General features: G+C 69.8%; 6 protein-coding genes and 3 pseudogenes. 3 read left to right on the top strand and 6 right to left on the bottom strand.

The window, feature by feature from the left end; translation table 11 throughout:
• Positions 1 to 87: 87 nt before the first annotated feature.
• Positions 88 to 2,781, bottom strand: a complete 2,694-nt coding sequence (locus NC4_RS43675; RefSeq protein WP_245722163.1) for a type 1 periplasmic-binding domain-containing protein — start codon at positions 2,779 to 2,781, stop codon at positions 88 to 90.
• A gap of 227 nt (positions 2,782 to 3,008) precedes the next feature.
• A pseudogene (locus tag NC4_RS44960) lies at positions 3,009 to 3,608 on the bottom strand (Lrp/AsnC family transcriptional regulator); the annotation flags it as partial.
• Between NC4_RS44960 and NC4_RS35595 the strand changes: the two are divergent.
• Entirely contained in the window at positions 3,502 to 4,020 is a 519-nt protein-coding gene (locus tag NC4_RS35595; protein WP_245722150.1) for a LysE family translocator, read from the top strand. The pseudogene NC4_RS44960 and the gene NC4_RS35595 sit on opposite strands and share 107 nt — an antisense overlap.
• Here the strand turns inward: NC4_RS35595 and NC4_RS43685 are convergent.
• Complete coding sequence (locus NC4_RS43685) at positions 3,999 to 4,481, bottom strand: helix-turn-helix domain-containing protein (RefSeq protein ID WP_067547946.1); 483 nt, start codon at positions 4,479 to 4,481, stop codon at positions 3,999 to 4,001. The two genes, NC4_RS35595 and NC4_RS43685, sit on opposite strands and share 22 nt — an antisense overlap.
• Positions 4,482 to 4,526: 45 nt before the next feature.
• Here NC4_RS43685 and NC4_RS35605 point away from each other — a divergent pair, with 45 nt between their 5' ends.
• Both NC4_RS35605 and NC4_RS44320 read left to right on the top strand, forming a co-directional pair.
• Complete coding sequence (locus NC4_RS35605) at positions 4,527 to 5,462, top strand: NAD(P)/FAD-dependent oxidoreductase (RefSeq protein ID WP_067548173.1); 936 nt, start codon at positions 4,527 to 4,529, stop codon at positions 5,460 to 5,462.
• Positions 5,463 to 5,504: 42 nt separating this feature from the next.
• Positions 5,505 to 6,887 (top strand): annotated as a pseudogene (locus tag NC4_RS44320) (MDR family MFS transporter).
• Here NC4_RS44320 and NC4_RS35620 read toward each other — a convergent pair.
• From NC4_RS35620 to NC4_RS43690, 3 genes and pseudogenes are all read right to left on the bottom strand, one after another.
• Positions 6,793 to 14,334 carry a non-ribosomal peptide synthetase gene (locus tag NC4_RS35620; RefSeq protein ID WP_067547954.1) on the bottom strand — a complete coding sequence of 2,514 codons (7,542 nt, stop codon included), beginning with the start codon at positions 14,332 to 14,334 and terminating at the stop codon, positions 6,793 to 6,795. The pseudogene NC4_RS44320 and the gene NC4_RS35620 overlap by 95 nt on opposite strands.
• Complete coding sequence (locus tag NC4_RS35625; RefSeq protein WP_067547956.1) at positions 14,331 to 22,346, bottom strand: non-ribosomal peptide synthetase; 8,016 nt, start codon at positions 22,344 to 22,346, stop codon at positions 14,331 to 14,333. Before NC4_RS35625 ends, NC4_RS35620 begins: the two co-directional genes overlap by 4 nt.
• Positions 22,347 to 23,567, bottom strand: a pseudogene (locus NC4_RS43690) (amino acid adenylation domain-containing protein).
• Positions 23,568 to 23,569: the final 2 nt, after the last annotated feature.

Raw genomic sequence — 23,569 nt, forward strand, 5'->3', positions numbered from 1 at the left:
GACCTCCTGGCTCGACCGTAGGCCCGAAGTCCGCCCACCGGATCCGGCATTCACCCCCATTTGCCGCTCAGGGGTAACCCCGAGCGCTCAGCGCGGGGACAGCGACCAGCCTTCGACGGCGTTCCCCCGGGTTCCCGCCGGGCACCCGTCGGGGCCGCGGCCGGTATTCGAGCCCACGGTTCTGCCGTACATCAACAGGCATTGCTGTGCGGCCTCGTTATTGCTCACATCGTCGGTGTACAGGATTCCGATCGTCGTGTCGTTGGCGATCCGGGAGGCGCTGAAGGCCATGATCCCGGTCACGCCCTGATAGTCGATCTCGCGCAGTTTCGTCGCGATGGCGGCCCGCGCCGGGACCGTACCCGCGGGGTTCGCTTCGAAGTGCGCTTGATTGCGGCGGACGGCCTCCAGGAATACTCCGGCGACGTCGTACGCCAGGCCGGTGCGATCGCCGGGCCAGGCTGTCTCGTACAGATCGAGCTGGTCGACAAGGGATTTCAGGCGCCTGCACAAACCCAGGTAGTCCGGATTCGCCTGCTCGGTGCCCACCTTGCCGAGTCCTTCCCGCACGCAGTCGGCGCCGCCGAGCAGCACCGGAACCGCCTTCGCCACATAGCGAATCGGCAGGCCGGGCGGGGCGGCGGCGCGAGCGACCGGGTCGGCGATGAAGCGGGTCACCGCGTCATTGCCGAGAATCGCCAGCGTGTCGAGGGTGGGGCAGCCGCGGGTGAGCGAATCCACGAACGCCCCGAAATCGTGATTGCGCCCGGCGAAGTAGTGCAGCCGCTGCCGATCGGGTTGCGGACTCGCGCAGGGCGCGGGCCAGTCCGCCATCTCCTGCTGTCTATTCCAGGACAACTCGTCGAAAGCTATACCGCGCCTGCGTAATTCGTCCCGTACGCCATTGGCCAGCGTTGTCACGTAGATATCGTCGAGATCGTTCCAGTAGCAGACGGTGATGCCGGTGTAGCGCGGTGCGCCCTCCTGTGCGTCCCCCTCCGGATAGCGTGCCCCCTGGAAGTAGTCGGCCACCAGCCGCGCCTGCGTCAGATTGCCCGGGACCGGTTGGAAGTACAGCGGTGACACATCGGTGAGGCCGTCGGCCGACAAGGTCGTGGGCATGACCGGCACGCCCTGAGCGCCGAGCAAGGCGATGGCCCGGCGCGTCTGGGCCGTGCTGCGGTCCAGGCCGACCACGCCGATCAGGCTGGAATCCGCGCGCACGATCCGGCTCACCAGATGTTCGGCCACCCAGGAGGCGTAGCGCATGGTGGATCCGCCATTGGCGATGATCACGCGGAGCAGCGGTTCGGATTCGCTGCTCTCCTCGATGGCCCGTTGCTGACGTATCGCGAATCCGGCCAGTTCCTCGACCTGTGCGTGCGGGTACTTCACATTGTCGTCGATGTAGGTGAGCCCGGCGAAGTACACGATCGAGACCAGTGCCCGATTCGGATTCCGGCGGTGGATGTCCTCGGCGATTCGATTCTGCCGGAACACCTCTCGCTGCATTTCGCGCAGTTCGGCGTCATCGGTGAAGATGAGGCTGGCGCTGTCGCTGTAGCCCACGCACTCGCTGCCTCGCACCGCGACTCCGATGCCGGATTCCCAGGGCCAGCGCCAGCAGCCCTCCCGCACCCGGGGCTCGACGGACGGGGCCGATGCGGCGACCAGCACCGCGACCAGCGCCAGCGCCGTGGTCACGGGTACTCCGCGGCGAGCGGGCCACGGCGGAGCCGGGGGCCGGGCGAGTTTCGGAAAACCGAGTTCGGCGACTCCCGCCAGGGCATCGGTCGATCGCATTGGCAGATAACAGGATTCGGGCGCCCGTCGACGGCGGCGCTCCTCGATGTGCGCGAGCCAGTATTCCAGCGGATCGTAGTTCGGCCGTTCGCCGTCCGCTTCCTGCAGCGTTTCGGTTTCCAGCCGGTCCAGCTCGCCCACCCGCTGCCCGTGCGGCGGCAGCGACAGGGTCGCGACGACGACCAGCGGGTCGAAAATGCCTGTCTCATTGTGGATCTCGTTGATCCGGCGCAGGAGCTCGGCCGCGGGCCCGGAGGGCGCCCCCACCCCCAGCAATGCCACCGGATACGCGGTGCGACGCCAGCTCGACGGCCGCAGGAAGCGGCGCTGGTAGGCGTCGCGCAGATCCTCCAGGAAGGCGTGTACCAGCAGCTTCGACACCTGTTCGGGATCCTCGCTGCCGCGGCTGGGCAGGGTGAGCCGACCGGCGAAATCCAGGAAGCCATCCGATAGTTCGGGGCTCAGATACCGCTGCCCGAGCATCCACCGCACCTCGCGCGACAGCACGGGCACCCGCCCGCTGACCCGTAGCCACAGCCACAGCACGGGCCACAGGACCAGTACCAGATAGACCGTCAGCGGAACGCGCTCGATGACGCGGTCGGTGGTGCCGGACGCCGGGACCCCGCGTCGCGGACGGCGACGCCCCGCCCGCAGCAGCTGCGGCAATTGCTTGCGCAGTTCCTCCGCGGCGTCGTCGCCCGCGCCGTAACTCTGTGCCAGGACCCAGGACAGCATGTTGTAGCGCGGGAAGGTGAGCGCGCCCATTCCCGTGTTACCCGTCGCGAGCCCGCGCCGCAGCTGTTCGAGAATCCATTGGCAGTCGTCGACCAGCGCTTCGTTCGCATCCGAATGATGGGCGTCGCGCCGCAGGTCCGAGGCGGTGAGGTGCACGCGGGGCGCGGCCCGGCGGCGTGATGCCTCCAGCCATCGGTAGGTCGCCGACAGCACTGTGGCGCGTTCGGTATTCGCGCCCACGAGGCACACCATCGGGGGTGGCCGGAGCGGGCCATACGTACTTGTCGATATCGGACTCGGCCACCGTGCGTGCCCCCTCGATCCCATCGCGGTATGCGAGCCAATATCGTTTCGCGAAACGAATGAAAACACAGTGGATTTGGCGGAATCCACGCCCCGGTCGGGATCGGTCGGTCGGTGACGACCTGTTTCATCACCAGGGTCGAGTTCAGCCGTTGCACGCCGGGGAGGGCGGCGAGGATGTCGTCCTCGAGTTCGGCGTAGGCGGCCAGATCGCGGGTGCGGACCCGGACGAGGTAGTCGGGATCGCCGAAGAGCCGTTGTGCCTGAAGCACATTGGGAATGGCGGCGAGAGCGCGTTCGAAGGCGAGCAGGGTCTCGCGATCCTCCTGTTTCATGGTGACGAATACCAGCGCCTCGAAACGCAGCCCCAGGGCCTCGGGGTCGACCAGGGCCCGATATCCGCGAATCACGCCGCCGCGCTCCAGATCACGCAACCGCCGATGGGTCGGTGAAATGCTCAATCCGACCTTGGACGCCAGATCGGTGATGCTCACCCGCCCATCCCGCTGGAGCTCGGCAAGAATTTTTCGATCAATGGCGTCCATCGCAATGATTCTTCCACTGTCGCAATCATTCGGAGCAAAACTCGGCAACCTCTTCGCCACCTTCGGGAATAGCGTTTCCGGCAAGCCGGATTTCCACGGTAGGGCGATATCCATGAATCCGAATCTGCTGCTTGCCTTCTGGGCCACGGCATTTCTGCTCATTCTCGTACCGGGCCCGGATTGGGCATTCGTACTCGCCTCGAGCACCCGCGACCGCATGGTGGTCCCCGCCGTCTGCGGGCTGATGCTCGGCTACCTCGGACTCACCGTACTCGTGGCCGCCGGACTCGGCGCTCCACTCGCCCGGTCTCCGGTCTTCCTGACCACCCTCACCATTGTCGGCGCGTGCTACCTCATCTATCTCGGCGGCTCGATTCTCCGTCAACCGGCTGCGCCACAGACGGACTCACGTCACACCGCGAACTCCGCACCCGCTCCGCTGCGCCGTCTCCGCGACGGCATCGGCGTCAGCGGCCTCAACCCCAAGGGCCTGCTCATCTTCCTGGCCCTGCTCCCCCAGTTCACCGATGCCGACGGCCCCTGGCCCCTCCCCCTGCAACTCGCCGCACTCGCGTCGCCACCTGCGGGGCCTTCTACACCCTCGTCGGTCTATGCGCCCGCCGGATCCTGACAGCCAAACCCACTCTGTCCAAGGCGATCTCCCGAATCTCCGGCGTGGCCATGATCGTGCTGGGCCTCGCCGGTCTCGGCCACCAGGCGACGGAAGGCCGGGCACTGGGTGAAGTCCTCCGCGTGGCAACTCATGGCGTGATCGATCATCGATTTGGAGGCTTCGAGCTCACGTAGCCGCCGCTCCAATTCGGCATGGTGACGGCGCAGCACGTCGTGGCGCTCGTCCAGGCTCGTGGACCGCAGCACCTCGGCCAGCTGGTCGAGGCTCATACCCGCGGCCTTGCCCCGGACGATCATGGCCACGCGCGCAATGTGGCCGCTGTCGTAGCGGCGGCGGCCGTTCACCCGCGTCGCGGGCACCAACAGGCCCATCGTCTCCCAGTGCCGCAGCACATGCGTGGCCAGCCCGAATCGCGCCGCAAGGTCGCCGATGGCCATCTCCCGCTCACTTGACTTCATGTTGACATTAACTTGCAGAATGGCGGCACTGTCAAGGAGGAAAACATGTTCGACGTGATCATCGTGGGCGGCGGACCCGCCGGAATGGCCGCCGCGCTGACCCTGGGACGGGTGCATCGCACCGTGCTGTTGCTGGATGCGGGCCGGGGGCGCAATCATCCGGTCGAGGCGGTGCACAACTTCATCACCCGCGACGGGACGCCACCGCACGAGCTACGCCGCATCGGGCGGGAGGAGCTGAGGGCCTACCCCTCGGTCGATGTGCGCGAATCCGCGACCACCGATATCCGGGCCACGAGTGGCGGATTCGAGGTGACGACGGCCGAGGGTGATCTGGTTTCGTCGCGGCGACTGCTGCTCGCCACCGGTCTCGCCGACGAGCTTCCCGATATCCCGGGGCTCGCCGAGTTGTGGGGGCGGTGGGGTTTTCATTGCCCGTACTGCCATGGCTTCGAGTGCACGGGCAAAACGGTTGCGGTGCTCGGCTCCAGCCCCCCGCGTGTTCGACTGGCCTTGCAGTTGAGCCGTTTCGCCAAGGAGGTCGTGTTGTGCACCGACGGCGGGGCGGTGGCCGAGGATCTCCGGAATGCGCTGGAGCGCAACGGGATCGCGGCCCGCTGTGAACCCGTCACGCGCCTCGACGGCGAAGGCGGCGCACTAGACCGGATCCTCTTCGACTCCGGTCCCCCGCTGGCGTGTGATGCGGTGTTCGTCGAGAACCTGCCGCGCCAGCACAGCGATCCGGCCGCCCGCCTGGGTTGCGCCTTCCTCGCCGATGGGTGCGTCGAGATCGACGAGTTCGGGCGCACCAGCGTGCCCGGCGTCTATGCGGCGGGCGATATGGCCCATCGCGCCACGTTGCCCATGCCCCTCGCCGCCGTCATCGCCGCGGCGGCCGCCGGGACGGTCGCCGCCGCAGCGGCCGATCAGGACCTGCTGAGCGAGGACTTCGCGCTGCCGAACCCGTTGGCGAGAGGCTGATTCCCGATGACTCGGACAATCACCGCGCCACGCGTGAGCACTGTGCCGCTGGCGACCATCGGCCTGATACTGGGCATGCTGCTCTCGGTGCTGGACCAGACGGTCGTGGCCATTGCCCTGCCGCACATCGTCGCCGATGTGGGCGGCGCGGAGTCGATCGGCTGGATCGTGACGGCCTATCTGCTGGCCACCACGGTCACCGGCGCGCTGTACGGCAGGCTCAGCGACAGGATCGGCAGGCGCACCGTATTCCTCACCGCCGTGGGCGTTTTCATACTCGGCTCCGTGCTCGCCTGACTGGCCCAGACCATGCCGCAGCTGGTGGCGGCCCGCACGGTGCAGGGCATCGGCGGCGGGGCGCTGTTCGTGGTGCCCACGATCGCCGTTTCGGAGCTCTATCCGGTCGAGCGCCGCGGCCGCATGCAAGGCCTGGTGGGCGCGATCTTCGCGGTCGCCAGCGTGGGCGGCCCGCTGATCGGCGGCGCCATTACCGATCTCGCGGGCTGGCGCTGGATCTTCTTCGTCAATGTGCCCTTGGGTCTGCTGTCCATCGCGCTGGTGGCCGTGGCGCTGCGGCTGCCCCGCACCGGCGGGGACACCCGGCTCGGCTATCCGGGTGCGGTGCTGTTGACGGGGATGGTGACAGGCGTGCTGCTGATCATCGAATGGGGCGGGCGCACCCACCCCTGGGGTTCATGGCCGATCCTCGGTCTCGGTGCGGTCGTGTTCGTGTCCCTGGCCGGATTCCTGTGGTAGGAGCCGAGAGCCGGAAACCCGCTCGTGCCGCCCCGTCTGTTCGCTGACCGCACGCTGCGCATCGCCCTGCCAGCATCCTTGCTGCTCGGTGCGCTGCTGGCCGGTTCGGTCATGTACATGCCGACCTACCTGCAAGCCGCCTTCGACCTCAGCGCCACCATGGCCGGACTCGCCGCCCTCCCCTACTTCCTGTCCTTCGTGGCGGTGGCCGCCGTCGCGGGCGGCAAAGCCGGTGCCGCACAACGCTTCAAGCCCTACCTGCTGACCGGGGCCCTCTTGGCGTCGGCCGGTGCCTGGCTGCTCAGCCGCCTGGGCCCGGACACGACCTACCCCGTCCTCGCACTGGTTTTCGTGGTGCCTGGCATCGCTTTCGGCCTGCTGGTGCAGAACCTGGTGGTCGTCACGCAGAACGCGGTCGCTCCGGAGGATCTGGCGGTCACGACCGCGGCCGCGCTCTCCCTGCGCGGCATCGGTATGGCGGCCGGAGTCTCCCTGCTGGGCACCGTCATCAGCCGCGAGCTCGCCGGTCGGCCCTTGACCCCCGACGCTCTCGCCACCACCATCCCCGACGCCCTCATCTGGGGTACGCCCCTGGCCGCTGTTCTGGTGCTGCTGATTCTGCTGCTTCCGGAGCCGCCGGTTCGCCGCACACCGAGTCCAGCACCGTAGTCATGGCGGTGACGATGGCCCCGGCGGTGGCGTGGTCGAAAAGTTCTGCCGCGTAGACCAGTTCGCCGCGGATTCCGGCGCACTCGCCGTCTGGGCCGTATTCCTCGCGCAGGTTGAGCAGCAGTTCCCAGGGGGTGCGGCGGACCGGGACCGGGTGATGGCGGATCTCCACTTCGCCCGGGACCGTGCCGATGTCGACGCCGCGCAGATAGGTCACCATGACCTGGAACAGTGGGTGGTGGGTGCGGGAGCGCGGGGGGTTCAGCAGTTCGACGAGGCGGCCGAAGGGGAACTCCTTGTTCTCGTACGCGCCGAGCACGCGTTCGCGGACCTGGTCGACGAGTTCGCCGAAGGTCTTGTCGTCCGACAGATCGACCCGGACTATCGCGGTGTCGACGACGCAGCCGACCAGGTCTTGGAGGCCCTCCGCGTCCCGGCCGCTCAGGGCGACGCCGATGGGCAGGTCGGTGCCTGCGCCGCGCTCGTGCAGGGCGAGGGCGAGGGCGGTGTGCACGAGCATGTAGATGCTCGCGCGGTGGGTGCGGGCGATGCAGGCGAGCCGCCGGTGGGTGTCGGCGTCGATGTGGACGGGGAGTGCCGCCGCGAGGTTTTCGCGGCGTTCGGTGCGCGGGCGGTCGGCGGGCAGGATGGGCTGATCCGGGATGCCGTCGAGCGTGGCGCGCCAGTAGCGGGCCTGTGGTTCGAGTATCGACTCCGGCGCACCGGGCGGGTTCAGGCGCTGCCGCAGCCAGATCGCGTAGTCAGCGAACTGCGTTGCGGGAACTGGCCATTGCGGTGCGCGCCCGGCCGCTCGCGCCCGGTAGGCGGTGAGCAGGTCGTGTTGCAGGATGCCCGGGGATTCACCGTCGCCCGCAATGTGGTGCAGGACGCCGAGCAGGATATGGCGCCGGTCGCTCAGCCGGTAGAGGCGGATGCGCAGCGGCGGTTGCTTGGTCGGATCGAAACCGTGCAGCAGCTCGGAATCCATTGCCCGGTCCACACTCTCACCGCCAGGCACGTCCACGAGGCGGAAGTCCGGGCGCGCCGCATGGCTGGGCAGGATGCGCTGTACCGGACCGTCGACTCCGTACGGCAGTACCGTGCGCAGGATTTCGTGCCGCTCGACGACATCGGTGACCGCCGCCTCGGCCGCGTCCGGGTCGAGCGGTCCGCGGAACTCGAGGGCGGTGGCGATCAGGTAGTCGGGGCGGTGACCGCTGAGATAGTCCACGGTCCACAGCCGCTGCTGGGCGGGTGCGAGCGGAATCGGTTCCACGCGGATGACATTCGCGATGCCGCGCGGAGGATTCACGGGCCCGCGCCGGTCGAGTGCCTGTTCGAGAGCGGCGACCGTCGGGGACTCGAACAGATCGCGCAACGACACCTCCACCCCGAGGGCCGACCGCAGGGCGGCCACGACGCGGATGGCCGAGAGGGAGTTGCCGCCGTGCGCGAAGAAGTCGTCGGTGATGCCGATTTCCACGCGGCCCAGGGCTTCGGCGAAGGCCGCGGCGATGACCTGCTGCCGTGGTGTGCGCACCGGTACCGGAGCACCGGCGGACGGTTCCGGGAGCGCGCCGACATCGATCTTGCCCATGGGGGTCAGCGGCAGTTCGTCGATCGTCACGATCGCCGACGGCACCAGATAGCCGGGCAGGGTCGCGGCCAGCCGGGTCTGCAGGGCCGCCGTGTCGACGCCGGGTCCGACAATGTGCGCGATGAGCGACTGGCCGGTCGCGGACTGCCGCGCGGTGACGATCACTGCGGTGACAGCGGGCTCGCGCCGGATCGCCGCCTCCACCTCACCGGGTTCGACTCGAAAACCATTGACCTTCAGCTGCCGGTCGGCGCGCCCGAGGAAGTGCAGTACGCCGTCTGCATCCCAGCGCCCGAGATCACCCGTGCGGTACATGCGCGCACCGGGCGGACCGTACGGGTCGGCCACGAAACGCTCGGCGGTGCGAGCGGGCATGCGGTGGTAGCCATTGGCGAGACCGGCGCCGGACAGGTAGATCTCCCCGGTGACCGCGGTGGGCGTCGGCCGCAGGGCCGGGTCGAGCACCGTCACGCGCGTATTGTCGGCCGGGCGTCCGATGGGGACGGGACGCTCCGGCGACGCGTCGGCCGGGATCGGGAAGCCGAGGGCGAAACCGGTCGCCTCGACGGGCCCGTACAGGTTCGTCACCACGGGCGGATGCTCGCCGCGCCGCACGGCCGCGGCGGCGTGCGGTAACAGCACATCCCCGGCCGCGGTCAGCTGCCGCAGCCGGGCGAGTTCCTCGGGCATCTGCTCGGCCAGAAGCCGAAACCGGCCCGCGGGCAACAGCATCGAGGTGACGCGCCCGGCGCGCAGGACCGCGGTGTAGTCGTGGACATCGAGGACGCCGGGCGCGGCGATCACCACCGTGCGACCGGTCAGCAGCGGCTGCCACAGCTCCCACACCACCATGTCCCAGTTGTGCGGCAGGTGCATGAGCATGAGCTCGTGCCCTGCACCGCGGCCGATGCGGTCGCGGGCCCGCGTCACGATATTGCGGTGGGTGACCTCCACACCCTTGGACGCACCGGTCGATCCGGAGGTGAACATGAGCGATGCGACGGCATCGGGTGGGACGGCGACACCTAGATCGCTGTCGTCGTAATCGACTGCCGTGCTGTCGATCTCATCCAGCACCAGTTCGGTGCCGGTGAAGTCGAGCAGCCACCGCACGTGCGCGGGCGGATAGCGGTCGCTCAGCGGTACGCACAAGGCCCCCAGTTTGGCGACGGCGAGGAAGGTGATCACGAGATCGACCGAGCGGGGCAGCGCGATGCCGATCGGCACGCCCGGTCCCGCGCCGCGGGTGCGCAGCCAGCGGGTAATCCGATTGGCTCGGGAATTCAACTCGGCGTATGTGATCTCCGCGCCGTCGCACCAGAGCGCCACGGCCTCGGCGTGTTCCCGCACCACCGCCTCGAAATGCCCAGCGATCCCATCATTCTCGATTTCGGCGTCGATTCCGCGCCCGGCGGCGAGGAGTTCGGCCCGGCGCGCGGTCGGCAGCAGGTCTGTCCGGCCGATCATCGACGGTTCCGGGTTCGCGAGCGCCGCAGCGGCGGCGAGGATGCGCGACCACAGCTCGTCCACGTCGGCGAGGCAGTCGATCCGGTCGAGGTGCGCACCGATGCGGAAGGTCAGCTCGCCATCGCCGGGCACGACCACCACCATCAGCGGAAAATGCGTTCCGCCAAGGACATCCACGTCCGTGACGGCGAACTCCGCCGCCGGATCGTCGAGCAGGCGGGTATCGAGGGGGAAGTTCTCGAAGACGAGTGAGGTATCGAACAGATCGGTCGCGCCCGCCGCCGCCATGATGTCGGGCAGCCCGAGATGGTCGTGCGCCATGAGCGCCACCCGGTCGCGCTGGATGCGGGCGGCCACGTCGAGCGGCGTCGCGTCGGGAGCGGTGCGCACCCGCAGGGGCACGGTATTCATGAGCAGTCCGACCGCGCCGCTCGTCTCGCCGCCGTCGCGGCCGGAGACGGTGATGCCGAACACGACGTCGTCGCTGCCGGTCAGGTTGGCCAGCACCAGCGCCCACAGCGTCTGGACCAGCGTATTGAGCGTCAGCCCGTGCGCGGCCGCCCGGTCGCGCAGCGCGGTGACCAGAGGGCCGGGCAGTGTGTAGACGTGTTCGCCCGGCCGTCGCCAGCGCTGCCGGTCGGCGCGCGCCACCTTGCTCGGTTCGGCGCCGGACAGGGCCTCCTCCCAGGCGCGGCGGGCGGCGTCGCGATCCTGTGCCGCGGCCCATTCGAGGAATGCGGTGAACGGTGCGGCGGGCGGCAGTCCGCGGCCGTGATAGCCGATCAGCAACTCGCGCAACAGGATTACCAGCGACCAGCCGTCGAGGAGGGCGTGGTGGTGGGTCACCAGGAGGAGGGCGGGCCGCGCCTCGGCGCGAATCAGGGTGGCCGCGAGCAGCGGAGCCGCGAGCGGATCCAGGCGGGCGTCCTCGGCGCAAATCCGGTCGACGGCGTCGTCCCGCTCCGCGGGCGACACGGAGTCGAGATCCACCACCCGCCAAGGGTGTTCGATGTCGGTGCGAATCTCGTAGTGCAGTGCGTCGTCCTGGTCGACGACGAATCGACCCAGCAGGTGCGGATGCCGGGCGAGCACCGCGCGCAGGGCATGGCCGAGTCGCTCCACGTCGATCGAGCCGTCCAGTGTGAGCGCGGCCTGCACAAGGTAGGGGTCCTCCCCCTCGCCGCCCTCGTACAGGGAGTGGAACAGGAGCCCGGCCTGCAAGGGTGTCGCTGGCAGCAGGGTGCGCTCACGACCGATCGTGGGCGGTGTCGCCGCCGTGGGCGCGGCCACCGATGGGCGTGTCTCGGCCGTCGCCGCCAGCGCGCGAACGGTCTGCTGTTCGAACACATCCCGCGGCGTGAGGTCGAGCCCTGCCGCACGAGCGCGGTCCGCCAGCCGGATGGCCAGAATGCTGTCCCCACCCGTGGCGAAGAAGCCGTCGCCGACACCGAAGCCGTCGTGTCCGAGCACCTCCGCGAACACGGCGTGCAGCCGTATCTCGGTCGCGGTGCGCGGCGGCTCCTCGGCGGTACGGGTGGCTCCGTGCACGTCGAGAGTTCGCAGTCGCCGTTCGTCGACCTTGCCGTTGGGTGTCGTCGGGATGGCGTCGACAATCGTGATCGTGGACGGAACAGCGTGTGCGGGTAGCAGATGGGCGATTCCGGCGCGCACTCCGTCGAGGTCGATGCGCTCGCCCGTGACGAAGGCGGCGAGCCGTCGATCGCCCCGCTCGGATTCCACGATCAGCACCGCCGCCGCACGCACCGCCGCCTGCGCGCACAGGGCGGCTTCGACCTCGCCCGGCTCGATCCGGAACCCGCGAACCTTCACCTGACGATCCGCCCGCCCGAGATAGTCGAGCGTCCCGGTATCGGTCCAACGCGCCAGATCGCCACTGCGATACATCACGCCGCCCGGCCCGCCGAAAGGATCGGCCGTGAAGCGCGCCGAGGTGAGGCCCGGCCGCCGCAGATAGCCAGCGGCGACACCGGGTCCGCCGACATAGAGTTCGCCGGGCAACCCCGGCGGGCAGGGGCGCAGCGCGGCATCGAGTACGTAGACGGCGAGGTCTGCTATCGGCGTGCCGATAGCACCGGCCGTCACCGTGCCCGGCCGCTCGGCGAGGGGCGTTCCCGTGGTGAACACCGTTGTCTCGGTGATGCCGTACATATTGACCAGCCGCGGCGCCCGCGGATCGTGGCGCGACCACCAGTCGGCCAGCCGCCACGGCTCCACCGGCTCACCACCGAAGATCACGTAGCGCAGCGCGAGCCGGGCGGCGTCGGCCGGTCGGCGGGCCTGTGCGTCGACCAGCAGGCCGAAGGCGGACGGCGTCTGGTTCAGCACCGTAACCCGTTGCGCCACCAGCAGATCGAGGAATTCGCCCGGTGCGCGCGCCACCTCGGCGTCGACGATGACGAGCTTGCCGCCGTGGCAGAGTGCACCCCAGATCTCCCACACCGAGAAGTCGAATGCGGTGGAGTGGAACAAGGTCCACACATCGTCGGCGCCGAATTCGAACCACGGCCGGGTCGCGGTGAGCAGCCGCACCACATTGGCGTGGGTGACGACAACGCCTTTGGACACACCGGTCGTACCGGAGGTGTGGATGACATAGGCCGGATGACCCGGCGCGGGACGACGGCCGGGCTCGCGCGGCACGACCGGCTGGGGATCCCCCAGCCGCAGCACGGGCTCCGGTGGGATCTCATCCGGGAGAGGGACGTTCGCATCGGTGATGATCAGCGCCGGGGCGGCGTCGTCGATGATCGCCCGCAGCCGCTGCGGTAGGTAGCCGGGATCCAGCGGAACGTAGGCCGCACCCGCCTTCAGGACGGCGATCACGGCGACCAGCAACTCCGGTGAGCGCGACATCGCGAGACCTACGAAATCGCCCGGGCTCACGCCATATCCGGCAATGACGCGCGCCAGCCGCCGCGCCCGCTCGTCCAGTTCGGCATAGCTGAGCGACCGATCCCCGTGCACCACGGCGGTCGCCTCGCCCCGTGCGGCCGCGATCCGCTCGAACCAGTCGACGAGTGTTTCGGCGGAGGCGGTCGCGGCGGCGGGCCCGGCCGGATCCGGTGCGGGCCGCAGCCTGCCCAGTGGGAGATCCTCGGGGGCGGCGGCCAGGGCGGCAATGGTCTCCGTGAGCCGACGATGATGTGCGGCGAGGTCGTGTTCGGAGTAGCGCAGCGTATTCGATTCGAGCACCAGGGACAGGCCGGGTTCGCCATTGTCGTAGACGCTGATGTTCAGATTGTCGGAGCGCCCGGCCAGGATATGGCGCAGGGTGGCGGATTCCGCGCCGAAGCGCAGATCCTTCTGCATGGGCATCACATTGACGGTGGGCCCCAGGATGCCGCCCGCGAGCCCGCTCGCGCGCAGGTCGGCGAGCATATCGCCGTACTGGTACCGCTGATGGCGCAGGATGATCAGCGATTCGGCGCGCACCGCGCGCAGCAGGTCGCCCACGGTGGCGGCCGGGTCCACGGTCAGGCGCAGCGGGATGATGTTCGCGGTCATGCCGAGCGCAGTGCGGGAGCGTTTGGCGGGGACGGCCACGCCGAGGGTGACCGTGCGCGCGCCAGAATCCGCGTGCAGCAGTAGGGCGATGGCGGCGAATACCCAGGCGGGCCACGCGATGGCGCACGTCTCCGCACGGGCCCGCAGCGCCTTCCACTCGGTTTCCCCGAGCAGGTCGGCATGGCGCAGGAACCGATTGCAGTCCGCGGCGGCCGGAGCCCCGGCGAACTGCGGCGGTTCCTGCGCCGCGCGCGATGCCAGCCGCTGCGCCCAGAACTGCCGGTCGTCGGCGTAACGCGGTGACGCCCGGAACCGCTCGTCCTCCGCGATCAGATCCGCCACCCGGTCGAAGACCGTCTCGGCCACGGGCGTGCCCTCGGTCAGCGCCGTGTAGGCGGCGGCCACGCGGCGGATGAAGGCGGCCGAGGCGGCCCCGTCGATCACCAGGTGGTGGGAGCGGATGAACCACACCGTGCCCGCCGCGCCGAGATCGATGAGATGGTGTTCGAACAGCGGCGCGCGGCCGAGATCGAACGGCCGGTCCAGGGCCGCGCGCATGAATTCCAGGGCCGCGCCGAGCGGATCGGCGGCGGTGCGGAAGCTGCCGCGGTGCAGCGGCCAGTCCGCCGCCTCCTCCACCACCTGCACGACCGAGCCGTCGGGCTCGGTGTCGAAGCGCACCCGCAGCGATTCCGCGCCCGCGATGGCACTGCGCAGCGCCCGCTCGAACAGCGCCTCGTCGATCGCGCCGTGGATGTGCACGTATCCGCCGACGAGCAGCCGGACCCCGGTGTCGTCGAGTTGCTGTGCGACCCACGTGTGTTGCTGCGCGCGCGTCAGCGGTAGGCGTGTGGTCACGGTAGCCCCTCGATGGTCGTCTCCGGATCCCCGGCGATGGCGGTGAGCAGCCGTCGCATCTCCGCACCGATTTCGGCGACCTGTGTTTCGTCGAAAAGCCCGCACAGGTAGCCGATTCGGACGCGCAGCTCCGCGCCCGGGTCGACGGTGAGCGTCAGCGGATAGTGCGCGGCGTCGGTGAGTTCGAGACTCGCGCCCGTCACGCCGTCGAGGGCGGCGGCCGCGGCCGTGAGCTGCTCGGCGTCCACCGGATAGGACTCGAAGGCCAGCACCGTATCGAACAACATGTCCCGCAGCCCCGCGGCGGTGTGGATCTCGGTCAGGCCGAGGTGATGGTGCTCCATGAGCTCCGCCTGTTCTGCCTGGACCGCGCGCAGCAGATCCGCCACCGGCATGCGCGGCCCGAAGCGCACGCGCACCGGCACCGTGTTGATACACAGTCCGACAATGGATTCCACGCCCGGCAGAGTGGCCGGGCGGCCCGAGACGGTCGCGCCGAACACCACGTCGCCGCGTCCGAGCCTGCGTCCCAGCAGGATTGCCCAGACGACCTGGAGCACGGTGTTGAGCGTGACGCCGAGCTCGGCGGCGGTCGCGCCGAGTGCCGTGGTGGTCTGCCGATCGAGAGCCCAGTGGTGATCGGCTGTCGTGACAGTGCTTTCGCGGGCGCGGGACGCCGGGGCGACCAGTGTCGGCGCGCTGATGCCCTCCAGTGCCCGCCGCCAGGCGCTGTTGGACGCGGCCGCGTCCCGGGCGTGGTTCCAGGCCAGGTAGTCGTGGAAGGTTCCGTCCGGTGCGGGCAGCGGGTCACCGGTGGCGTAGAGCGCCAGCAGATCTCGCAGCACGAGCGGCACCGACCAGCCGTCGAGCAGGATGTGGTGATAGGTCGCGATCAGGATGTGCTCGGAGTCCGCGACGCGGGCCAGGGTGAAGCGCAGCAGCGGCGGACGGGCCTGGTCGAAGCGGTGCCCACGCTCCCGCGCGGCCAGCTCGGTCAGGTCGTCGTCGGTGGCCAGATCCACCTCGTGCCATGGGAGTTCGACCGTCTCGGGCACCACTTGGCGGGGTGTGCCGGTGGTGTCGAAGACGAAGGCCGCGCGCAGGTTCGGATAGCGTTCGAGCAGTCCTCGCGCGGCCCGCCGCAGCCGGTCGCGGTCGACCGAACCGCCCAGCCGCACCACCGCCTGCACGTTGTAGACGTCCGGGGCGGACTCGGCCGGGGCGGCGAGGGTGGCGTGGAAGAACAGGCCCGGTTGCAGCGGTGCGAGCGGCCAGACATCGGTCAGGCGACCGTAGTCCCGCTCCCAGCGGGTGATATCCGCTTGGGTCACGCGGACGAGCGGGAGGTCCGACGGGGTGTGACCGCCCGCGTTCGCCGCGCGGGCGTGGGTGGCGATCGCGCCGAGCGCGGTCACCCACAGTTGCGCCAGCTCGGATACCTCGTCGGCATCGAGCAGGGTTGCGGGATAGGCGAATCCGGCGCGCAGGCGGGATCCGGCCACAATGGCGTTCACATCGATCGCGGCCGCCGCGGGCAGGTCCGGATCCGGCTGGGCAGCGGGGGTGGCGAGCACCCCGGTGCCGCGATCGTCCACTCGGCCCAGATAGTTGAAGCCGATATGCCCCGGCATCTCCTCCGGAAGTTGTTCGGCGGTATCGGGATTCAGGTAGCGCAGCAGACCGTAGCCGATGCCGTGGTCGGGAATGGCGCGCAACTGTTCCTTGACCGCCTTGACGACCGACCCGGCCGCCTCCGTACCGGCCAGCGCCGCTTCGGCATCGATATCGCCGAGGTCGAGTCGCACCGGGTACAGGGAGGTGAACCAGCCGACGGTCCGGGACAGGTCTGCGCCCGGCGCGAGCTGTTCCTCCCGGCCGTGCCCCTCCAGCCGCAGCAGGGAAACCGGAGCATCGGCGCCCCGACGCGCGCGCCAGGCCGTCAATGCGAGAGCCATTGCGGCAATGAGGATTTCGTCGACACGCGCGTGGAAGCGACCGGGCACGCCGCGGACCAGTTCCGCGGTGACCGTCTCGTCCACCGTGACCTCCACCGTCTCGACGCACGCGGCGGTATCGAGGGCGGGGTCCAGCGGCCGGGCTCCGAGCAGCGGATCCGGTGTCGCGCCGATGCGCCGCCAGACGGCGAGTTCGGCGCTGCGCCCGGGTGCGTGCGCGGCGTCGACCAGCGCGTGCGCCCGCCGGCGCATGGAGGTTCCGATCGGATCCAGCTGTGGCACATTCCCGTTCGCGGCGGCGGTGAGGGCTGTGAAGAAGTCGGGAATGAGGATCCGCCACGAGACGCCGTCCACGGCGAGGTGGTGTGCGCAGATGATCAGCCGTCCGGGCACATCGTCCCGCTCGGGATCGAGCCGGACGAACTGCACCATCGCCCCGGCGGTGGGGTCGAGGCGATCCAGCGCGGCATCGAGTTCCGCCCCGATGAGCGCTTGCAGCTCGGCGGCGTCCGCATCGGCGTCGAACCGGCGGCGCCGCAGCAGATTCCCCGCATCAACGGTCCCGGGCGCGACCGTCTCCAGCCGCCATTCGCCGAAGTCGTCACGGAACAATCGACTGCGCAGCATATCGTGCCGGTCGACGAGGGCGGTGACGGCCGCGGTCAGCGCGCCCTGCCCCGTTCCCGCGGGAAAATCGACGGTGAGCGTCTGATTGACCCGGCGGAAGCCGCCCCCGCGTTCGGTCAGCCACCGCGCGATCGGGGTGAGCGGCATATCGCCGATACCGCCGCCGGGCAGCTCGGGCAGCAGACTCGGCAGCTCCGCACCGGCATCCAGTGACCGTGCGGCAGCAGCGATTCCGGCCACCGTGCGGTGTTCGAAAACATCGCGCGGCGTGAAATGCAGCCCGTGCTCTAGCGCCCGGGAGGCGAGCTGGATCGAGATGATGCTGTCACCGCCGAGCGTGAAGAACGAATCGTCTACGCCGGGTGACGCGACCCCGAGCACCTCCGCGAACAGCTCCGCCACGGCCCGCTCGGCCGGTGTGCGCGCCGACCGCCCCGAGCGCGAGGCGGCCACCGGCTCGGGCAGCGCAGCCCGATCCAGCTTCCCGTTCGCGGTCAATGGCAACACGTCCACCGCCACAATGGCCGCCGGTCGCATGTACGCCGGAACACGCACTGCGACATGCGTATCCAGCACCGCCGCATCGAACACGCCATCGGACGCGGGCACCACATAGGCGACCAACTGCCGTTGCCCGGTCCGCCCCGCGCGCGCCACGACGGCAGCCCGCGCCACCGCCGGATGCTCGGCCAGCACGGCCTCGATCTCCCCCGGCTCGATCCGGTACCCGCGAATCTTCACCTGATCGTCGCCCCGCCCGAGGTACTCGAGCTGCCCGTCGCCATTCCACCGCGCCAGATCGCCGGTGCGGTACATGCGTTCGCCGCGCGCCCCGAACGGGTCGGCCACATACCGATCCGCGGTCGCTCCCGGACGAGCGTGGTAGCCGCGCGCCAGCTGCACCCCACTCAGATACAGCTCACCGCGAACGCCGATCGGAACCGGTCGCAGCCGCGAATCGAGCACCCGCACCGCCATTCCCGGCAATCCCCGGCCGATCACGCTGGCCCGCCCCGCCACGGTGTACTCCCGGTCCACGAACGAATGCGTCGCATGCACGGTCGCCTCGGTGATTCCGTACAGATTCGAAACCCGCACCGCCCCGGCCAGATACGCGTCATACCAGGCGCGCAGACGACGCGGATCCAACGCCTCGCCGCCGAGAACGATATGCCGCAGCGCAGACAGATCAGCCGACGCGGCCGAGTCGCCACCGGGATCGACCCGCCCCAGCGGGCGCTGCACGACTGGACCGGGACCGACCGCATCGAGCAACGCGTAGAAGGCCGACGGGGTCTGGCTGAGCACCGTCACGCCTTCGCGGTCCAACAAATCGGCGAACTCGTCGGGCGCACGGGTCAGTTCGGGGTCGACGATGACGAGAGTCCCGCCGGTGGTGAGCGCACCCCACATCTCCCAGACCGAGAAGTCGAACGCGTGGGAGTGGAACATCGTCCAGACGTCGGCGGGACCGGTGTCGAGCCGCGCCCGCGTGGCGGTGAGCATGGCGACGACATTGCGATGCGTCACGCACACCCCCTTGGGCCGGCCCGTCGAGCCGGACGTGTACAGCACATAGGCGACCTGATCGGGGCTCGGTGCGAGAGAGATGACGTCGCTGTCTTGACTGTCGAGGCTGTCGAGGACGACGAGGGGCAGGGTGTTCTCGGGTAGCGTGCCGCGGTCGGCGGTTATCGTGACCAGGCAGGCGGGGTTGGTTTCGGTGAGGAGGAATTCGAGGCGCTGGGATGGATGGGTCAGGTCGAGGGGGACATAGCCTGCGCCGGACTTGAGGATGCCCAGTAGGGCGATGATCAGTTCCAGTGAGCGCGAAATGCTTACGGCGATCAGTGATTCCGGGGCGATGCCGCGGGCGGCCAGGGTGGCGGCCAGGGCGTCCGAGGCTCGGTCGAGCGCCTGGTAGGTGAGGGTGCGGTCGCCGGATCGGATTGCCACGGCGTTCCCGCGTGCGCTCGCCTGGGCTCGGAACAGGTCCACGAGTGTCCGGTTCGGAGACGTGTCGGCAGGGTGTTGCCAGTCGCGCAGTACGAGGCGTCGTTCTTCGGGGCCGAGGGGATCGATGTGCGCCACCGCGGTCTCCGGATTCGCGGCGAGTTCGCCGAGCACCCGGGTCAAGCGCTCACCCAGGCGGGTCACGGTGTCCGCGTCGAGCAGGTCGGGGCGCCATCCGGCCGTGATGTGCAGGCGGTCGGTCTGGCGGACGGTCAGGGTCAGCGGGTAGTGCGTCGCCTCCCGGGATGCGAACCCGGTGATCGCCAGACCCGCGCTCACGGCGGCATTGGCGCGCAGCGCGGCCTCGTCCACCGGGTAGGTCTCGACGACCAGCAGCGTGTCGAACAGGGCGCTCGCGCCGGTGTCGGCGTGCGCGCCGATATCGGCGAGACCCAGGTGGTGGTGCGCCGTCAGCTCGAACTGCTCGCGCTGTACGCGGCGCAGCAGTGCTCCGGCGGTCTCGCCCGGGGCCAGGTGGATCCGCACCGGAACGGTGTTGATGAACAGGCCGACCATGGATTCGACGCCCGTGAGGTCGGCGGGCCTGCCCGAGACCGTGGTGCCGAAGACGATGTCGGCGCGATCGGTCATGCGCGACAACAGAATCGCCCAGGCCGCCTGCACGACGGTGTTCATCGTCACCTCGTGTTCGGCCGCCAGGCGGGACAGTGCGAGGGTCCGCGTCTCGTCCAGCGCGAACACCTGCTCCAGCGGCAGCGCCTCGGGCGGGTGCGCGACCGTTTCACCCGCGAGCAAGGTCGGCTCCGCGACACCGGCCAGCGCCCGCGCCCAGGCGCGTTCGGCGGCCGAACTGTCCTGCCGAGCAAGCCATTCCACGTAGCGGCGGTAGGGCCGGGGAGTTTCGACGGCGAAACCGGCGTAATCGGCGATGATCTCGCGTAGCAGCAATGGGATGGACCAGCCGTCCAGCAGCAGATGGTGGCCGGTGACGACCAGCTCGGTGTGCTCCGCGTCGAGGCGGAGCAGCAGAAACCGCAGCAGCGGCGGGTGAGTGAGATCGAATGGGGTCGTACGGTCGGCATCGAGGAGGCGATCACGCTCCGCCGACGCAGCCTCGGTCAGATCCGCCTCGCGCCACGGCAGCTCCGTCTCACCGGTGACGAGCTGAACGGGCACGCCTGCCGCGGTGACCGCGAAGGCGGTGCGCAGGTTGTCGTATCGTGCGAGGACGGCCGCCGCGGCGGACTTCAGACGCGGGGCGTCGACCGGGCCCTCCAGGCTCAGCACCAGCTGCACCGTGTACACATCCAGCGCGCCCGGATCGAACAGGGCGTGGAACATCATTCCGGCCTGCAGCGGCGAGACCGGCCACACCTCGCTGAGCGTGGGATACCGCTGTTCCCAGGTGTCGATATCGCTCTGCGTGGTCGTGACCAGTGGGAAATCGGAGGGCGTATGCCCGCCGCGCGTCAGCGGGCTGCGCGCGTGCCGGGCGAGCGCCGTGAGCGCCTGCTGCCACAGTTCCACCAGCTCGCGGCCCGACTCCTCGGTGAAGAGGGTGCGCGCGAAGCCGAAGCTGGTCGTGAGCCGCTGGCCGACCACAATGGAATCCACTTCGACGGCCCCGAGCGCACCGCGGTGCGCATCGGGCCGGATGGGCAGCATGCCGAATTCGGGTGCGGGCAGCCAGCCGATTCCGGCCAGCTCCTCCGGAATGTCCAGTCCGGTGATGTGCCCGAAGTAGTTGAACGAGATCTCTCCCGGCTCCCGGTGCGGCAGCGCCGTCGCGGTCTCCGCGTTCAGGTACCGGAGCAGGCCGTAGCCGAAACCATTGTGGGGCGCGGCCCGCAACTGCTCCTTGACCGCCTTGATGGCGGCGCCCATGGCGGGTCCGCCCGCATAGGCGTCGTCGAGATCCACCCCGGTCAGATCCAGGCGCGCCGGGACGATGGAGGTGAACCAGCCCACGGTGCGGGACAGTTCGGCGCCGGGCACCGCATCCTGTTCGCGCCCAAGGCCTTCCAGCCGCAGCAGCACCGACCGCTCGTCCTCGCCGCGCCGGGACCGCCAGCGGGTCACCGCGAGGGCGAGGGCGGTCAGCACCGCGTCCGCCACACGGGCCCGATACCGGTCCGGGATGGCGGTGATGATGGCGGCGGTATCGCGTTCGTCGAGTTCGATGGCGGTGTGCGCCACGTCCGGGGCGAGATCGACCTGCGGATCGAAGGGCCGCTCGCCGAACGACGGCTCGGGGCCGTCGACGATCTCGCGCCAGATCGGCAGCTCGGCCACCAGCGCCTCGGTGTGCGCGGTATCGGTGATGGCGTGCGCCCAGCGGCGCATGGAGGTCCCGACGGCCGGGAGTCGCGGCGTCGCCACCGCCGCCACGGCCGCCCAGGCGGCCACGAAGTCGGGCAACAGGATTCGCCACGAGACGCCGTCGACTGCAATGTGATGCGCGGCAATGATGAGCAATCCGGGCGCGGTGCGCGATTCCGGGGTGAGCCATACGAAGCGCAGCACCGCACCCGTGGCCGGATCGATCCGGTCGACGGCCGCATCGAGTTCGGTCGCGGCGAGCGCCAGCAGCTCGGCACGGTCCAGGTCGTCGGCGTGGACGACCCGGTGGATCAACGAGTCGACATCGACGCTGCCGGGCGGGTCCACGCGCGCGAACCACGCGCCGGACTCGTCCCGGCAGAGCCGCGACCGCAGCATATCGTGGTGATCGACCACGGCGGCGATGGTGGAAAACACTGCGGCACGGTCGATCCCGGCGGGCAGCTCCAGCGTCATGGACTGGCAGAACCGGTCGAAACTGCGCCCGCGCTCGACAAGGAACCGGATGACCGGCGTCAGCGGCAGCTCACCGACACCGCCGCCGGGCAGCTCGGCCAGCGGCGGCACTTCTTCCGCCACCGCGGTTTCGGCTATGGCCGCCAGCCGCGCCACCGTGCGATGCTCGTACACCTGCTGCGCCGTCACCGCGATACCGCGCGCCCGCGCCCGCGACACCAGCAGAATCGACATGATGCTGTCGCCGCCGAGCGCGAAGAACGACTCGTCGGCGCCGACCCCGTCCCGCCCCAGCACCTCGGCGAAGACCGCGGCCAGCGCGGATTCCGTCCCGGCCCGCGGCGCGCGGAAGGCGAACTGCTCGAATTCGGGTGCGGGCAATGCCTTCCGGTCCACCTTGCCGGACCGATTCACCGGCAGCTCCGGGAGTACGACGAGCGCGTCGGGCACCAGATGCCGCGGCAGCATCTCCCGCAACCGCTGTTCCAGCGCGTCCCGCTCGATCCGGTGCCCACCGGCGGCCGTGACATAGGCGACCAGTCGCCCACTCGCCGAGCCGTTTCCTCCGTGCACCACCGCGACCGCCTGCGCCACGGATTCCTGTGCGGCGAGCACGGATTCGAGTTCGCCGAGCTCGATGCGGATACCGCGCAACTTCACCTACAAGTCGCCGCGCCCGAGAAATTCCAGCTCGCCGGATCCGTTGGCGCGCACGATATCCCCGGTGCGGTACAACCGCTGACCCGGACCACCGAACGGATCGGCCACGAACCGTGCGGCGGTCGTCCCGGCCTGCCGCACATATCCGCGAGCCACCGCGACGCCACCGAGATAGAGCTCGCCCGGCGCACCCGCCGGGACCGGCTGTAGGCAGGCATACAGTACATAGGCCCGGGTACCCCACGCCGGTGTTCCGATAGGGACTGTCCCGCTTGTATTCTCGTCGATCCGATGCCGGGTGACCGCAACGGTGGCCTCGGTCGGACCATAGAGATTCTCGTACCGGGCCCCCGGCGCGAGCACCGGCAACTGCGCCGCGAGCGCGGAGGTCACCGCCTCGCCCGCCAGCAGGACGCGCCGCACACTCGGAGCGAGCGGTTCACCCACCGCCCGCTAGTGCGCCGCCAGCGTGGACGGCGTGAACTGCACCGTGGTCACCGCATTCTCGGCGATCGCCCGCGCGAGGCCCTCCGGATCAGCGCCTGCGTCCACCACGACGCTCGCTCCGGCGGTGAAGGGCCACAACACCTCCCACGCCGAAATATTGAATGTCAGCGCCGTTTTGCGCACGGCCGTATCGCCCGTACCGAGCCCGTGCACATGCTGCATCCACGCCAGATACGAACACAGCGCGGCATGAGTGGCCCCCACCCCCTTCGGCCGCCCCGTCGACCCCGACGTGAACAGCACGTAGACCGGGTTCCCCGGCCGCAGCGGCGCCACCCGATCCGCATCGGTAACGGTGGCGTCCGACACCTCACCCAGCTCGAGGTCCTCCAGATGGATCACCCGCACACCCGCGGGCGCATCGAGCCCCTCCCGCCGAGTGGTCAGCACACACACCGCCCCCGCACTCTCCAGCACAGCGGCGTGCCGCTCCCGCGGATGCTCCGGATCCAGCGGCAGATAGGCCCCACCGGCCGCCACCACCGCGTGCACCGCCACAACCTGCTCCACCGACGCCCCCAGCGCCAGCCCAACCACCTGCTCCGGCCCCACACCCTTGCGAATCAACCACCGCGCCAGCCGATTCGCCGCCCGATGCAACTCCGCATAGGACATCCGAACACCGGCCCCCGCCAGCGCCACCGCCTCCGGTGACCGCCCGGCCTGCTCGGCCAGCAAGTCAGCCACGGAGGTGGCCTCGAAGCCCGATTCCACGG

This window comes from Nocardia crassostreae (genome assembly GCF_001613405.1).
GTDB lineage: Bacteria > Actinomycetota > Actinomycetes > Mycobacteriales > Mycobacteriaceae > Nocardia > Nocardia crassostreae.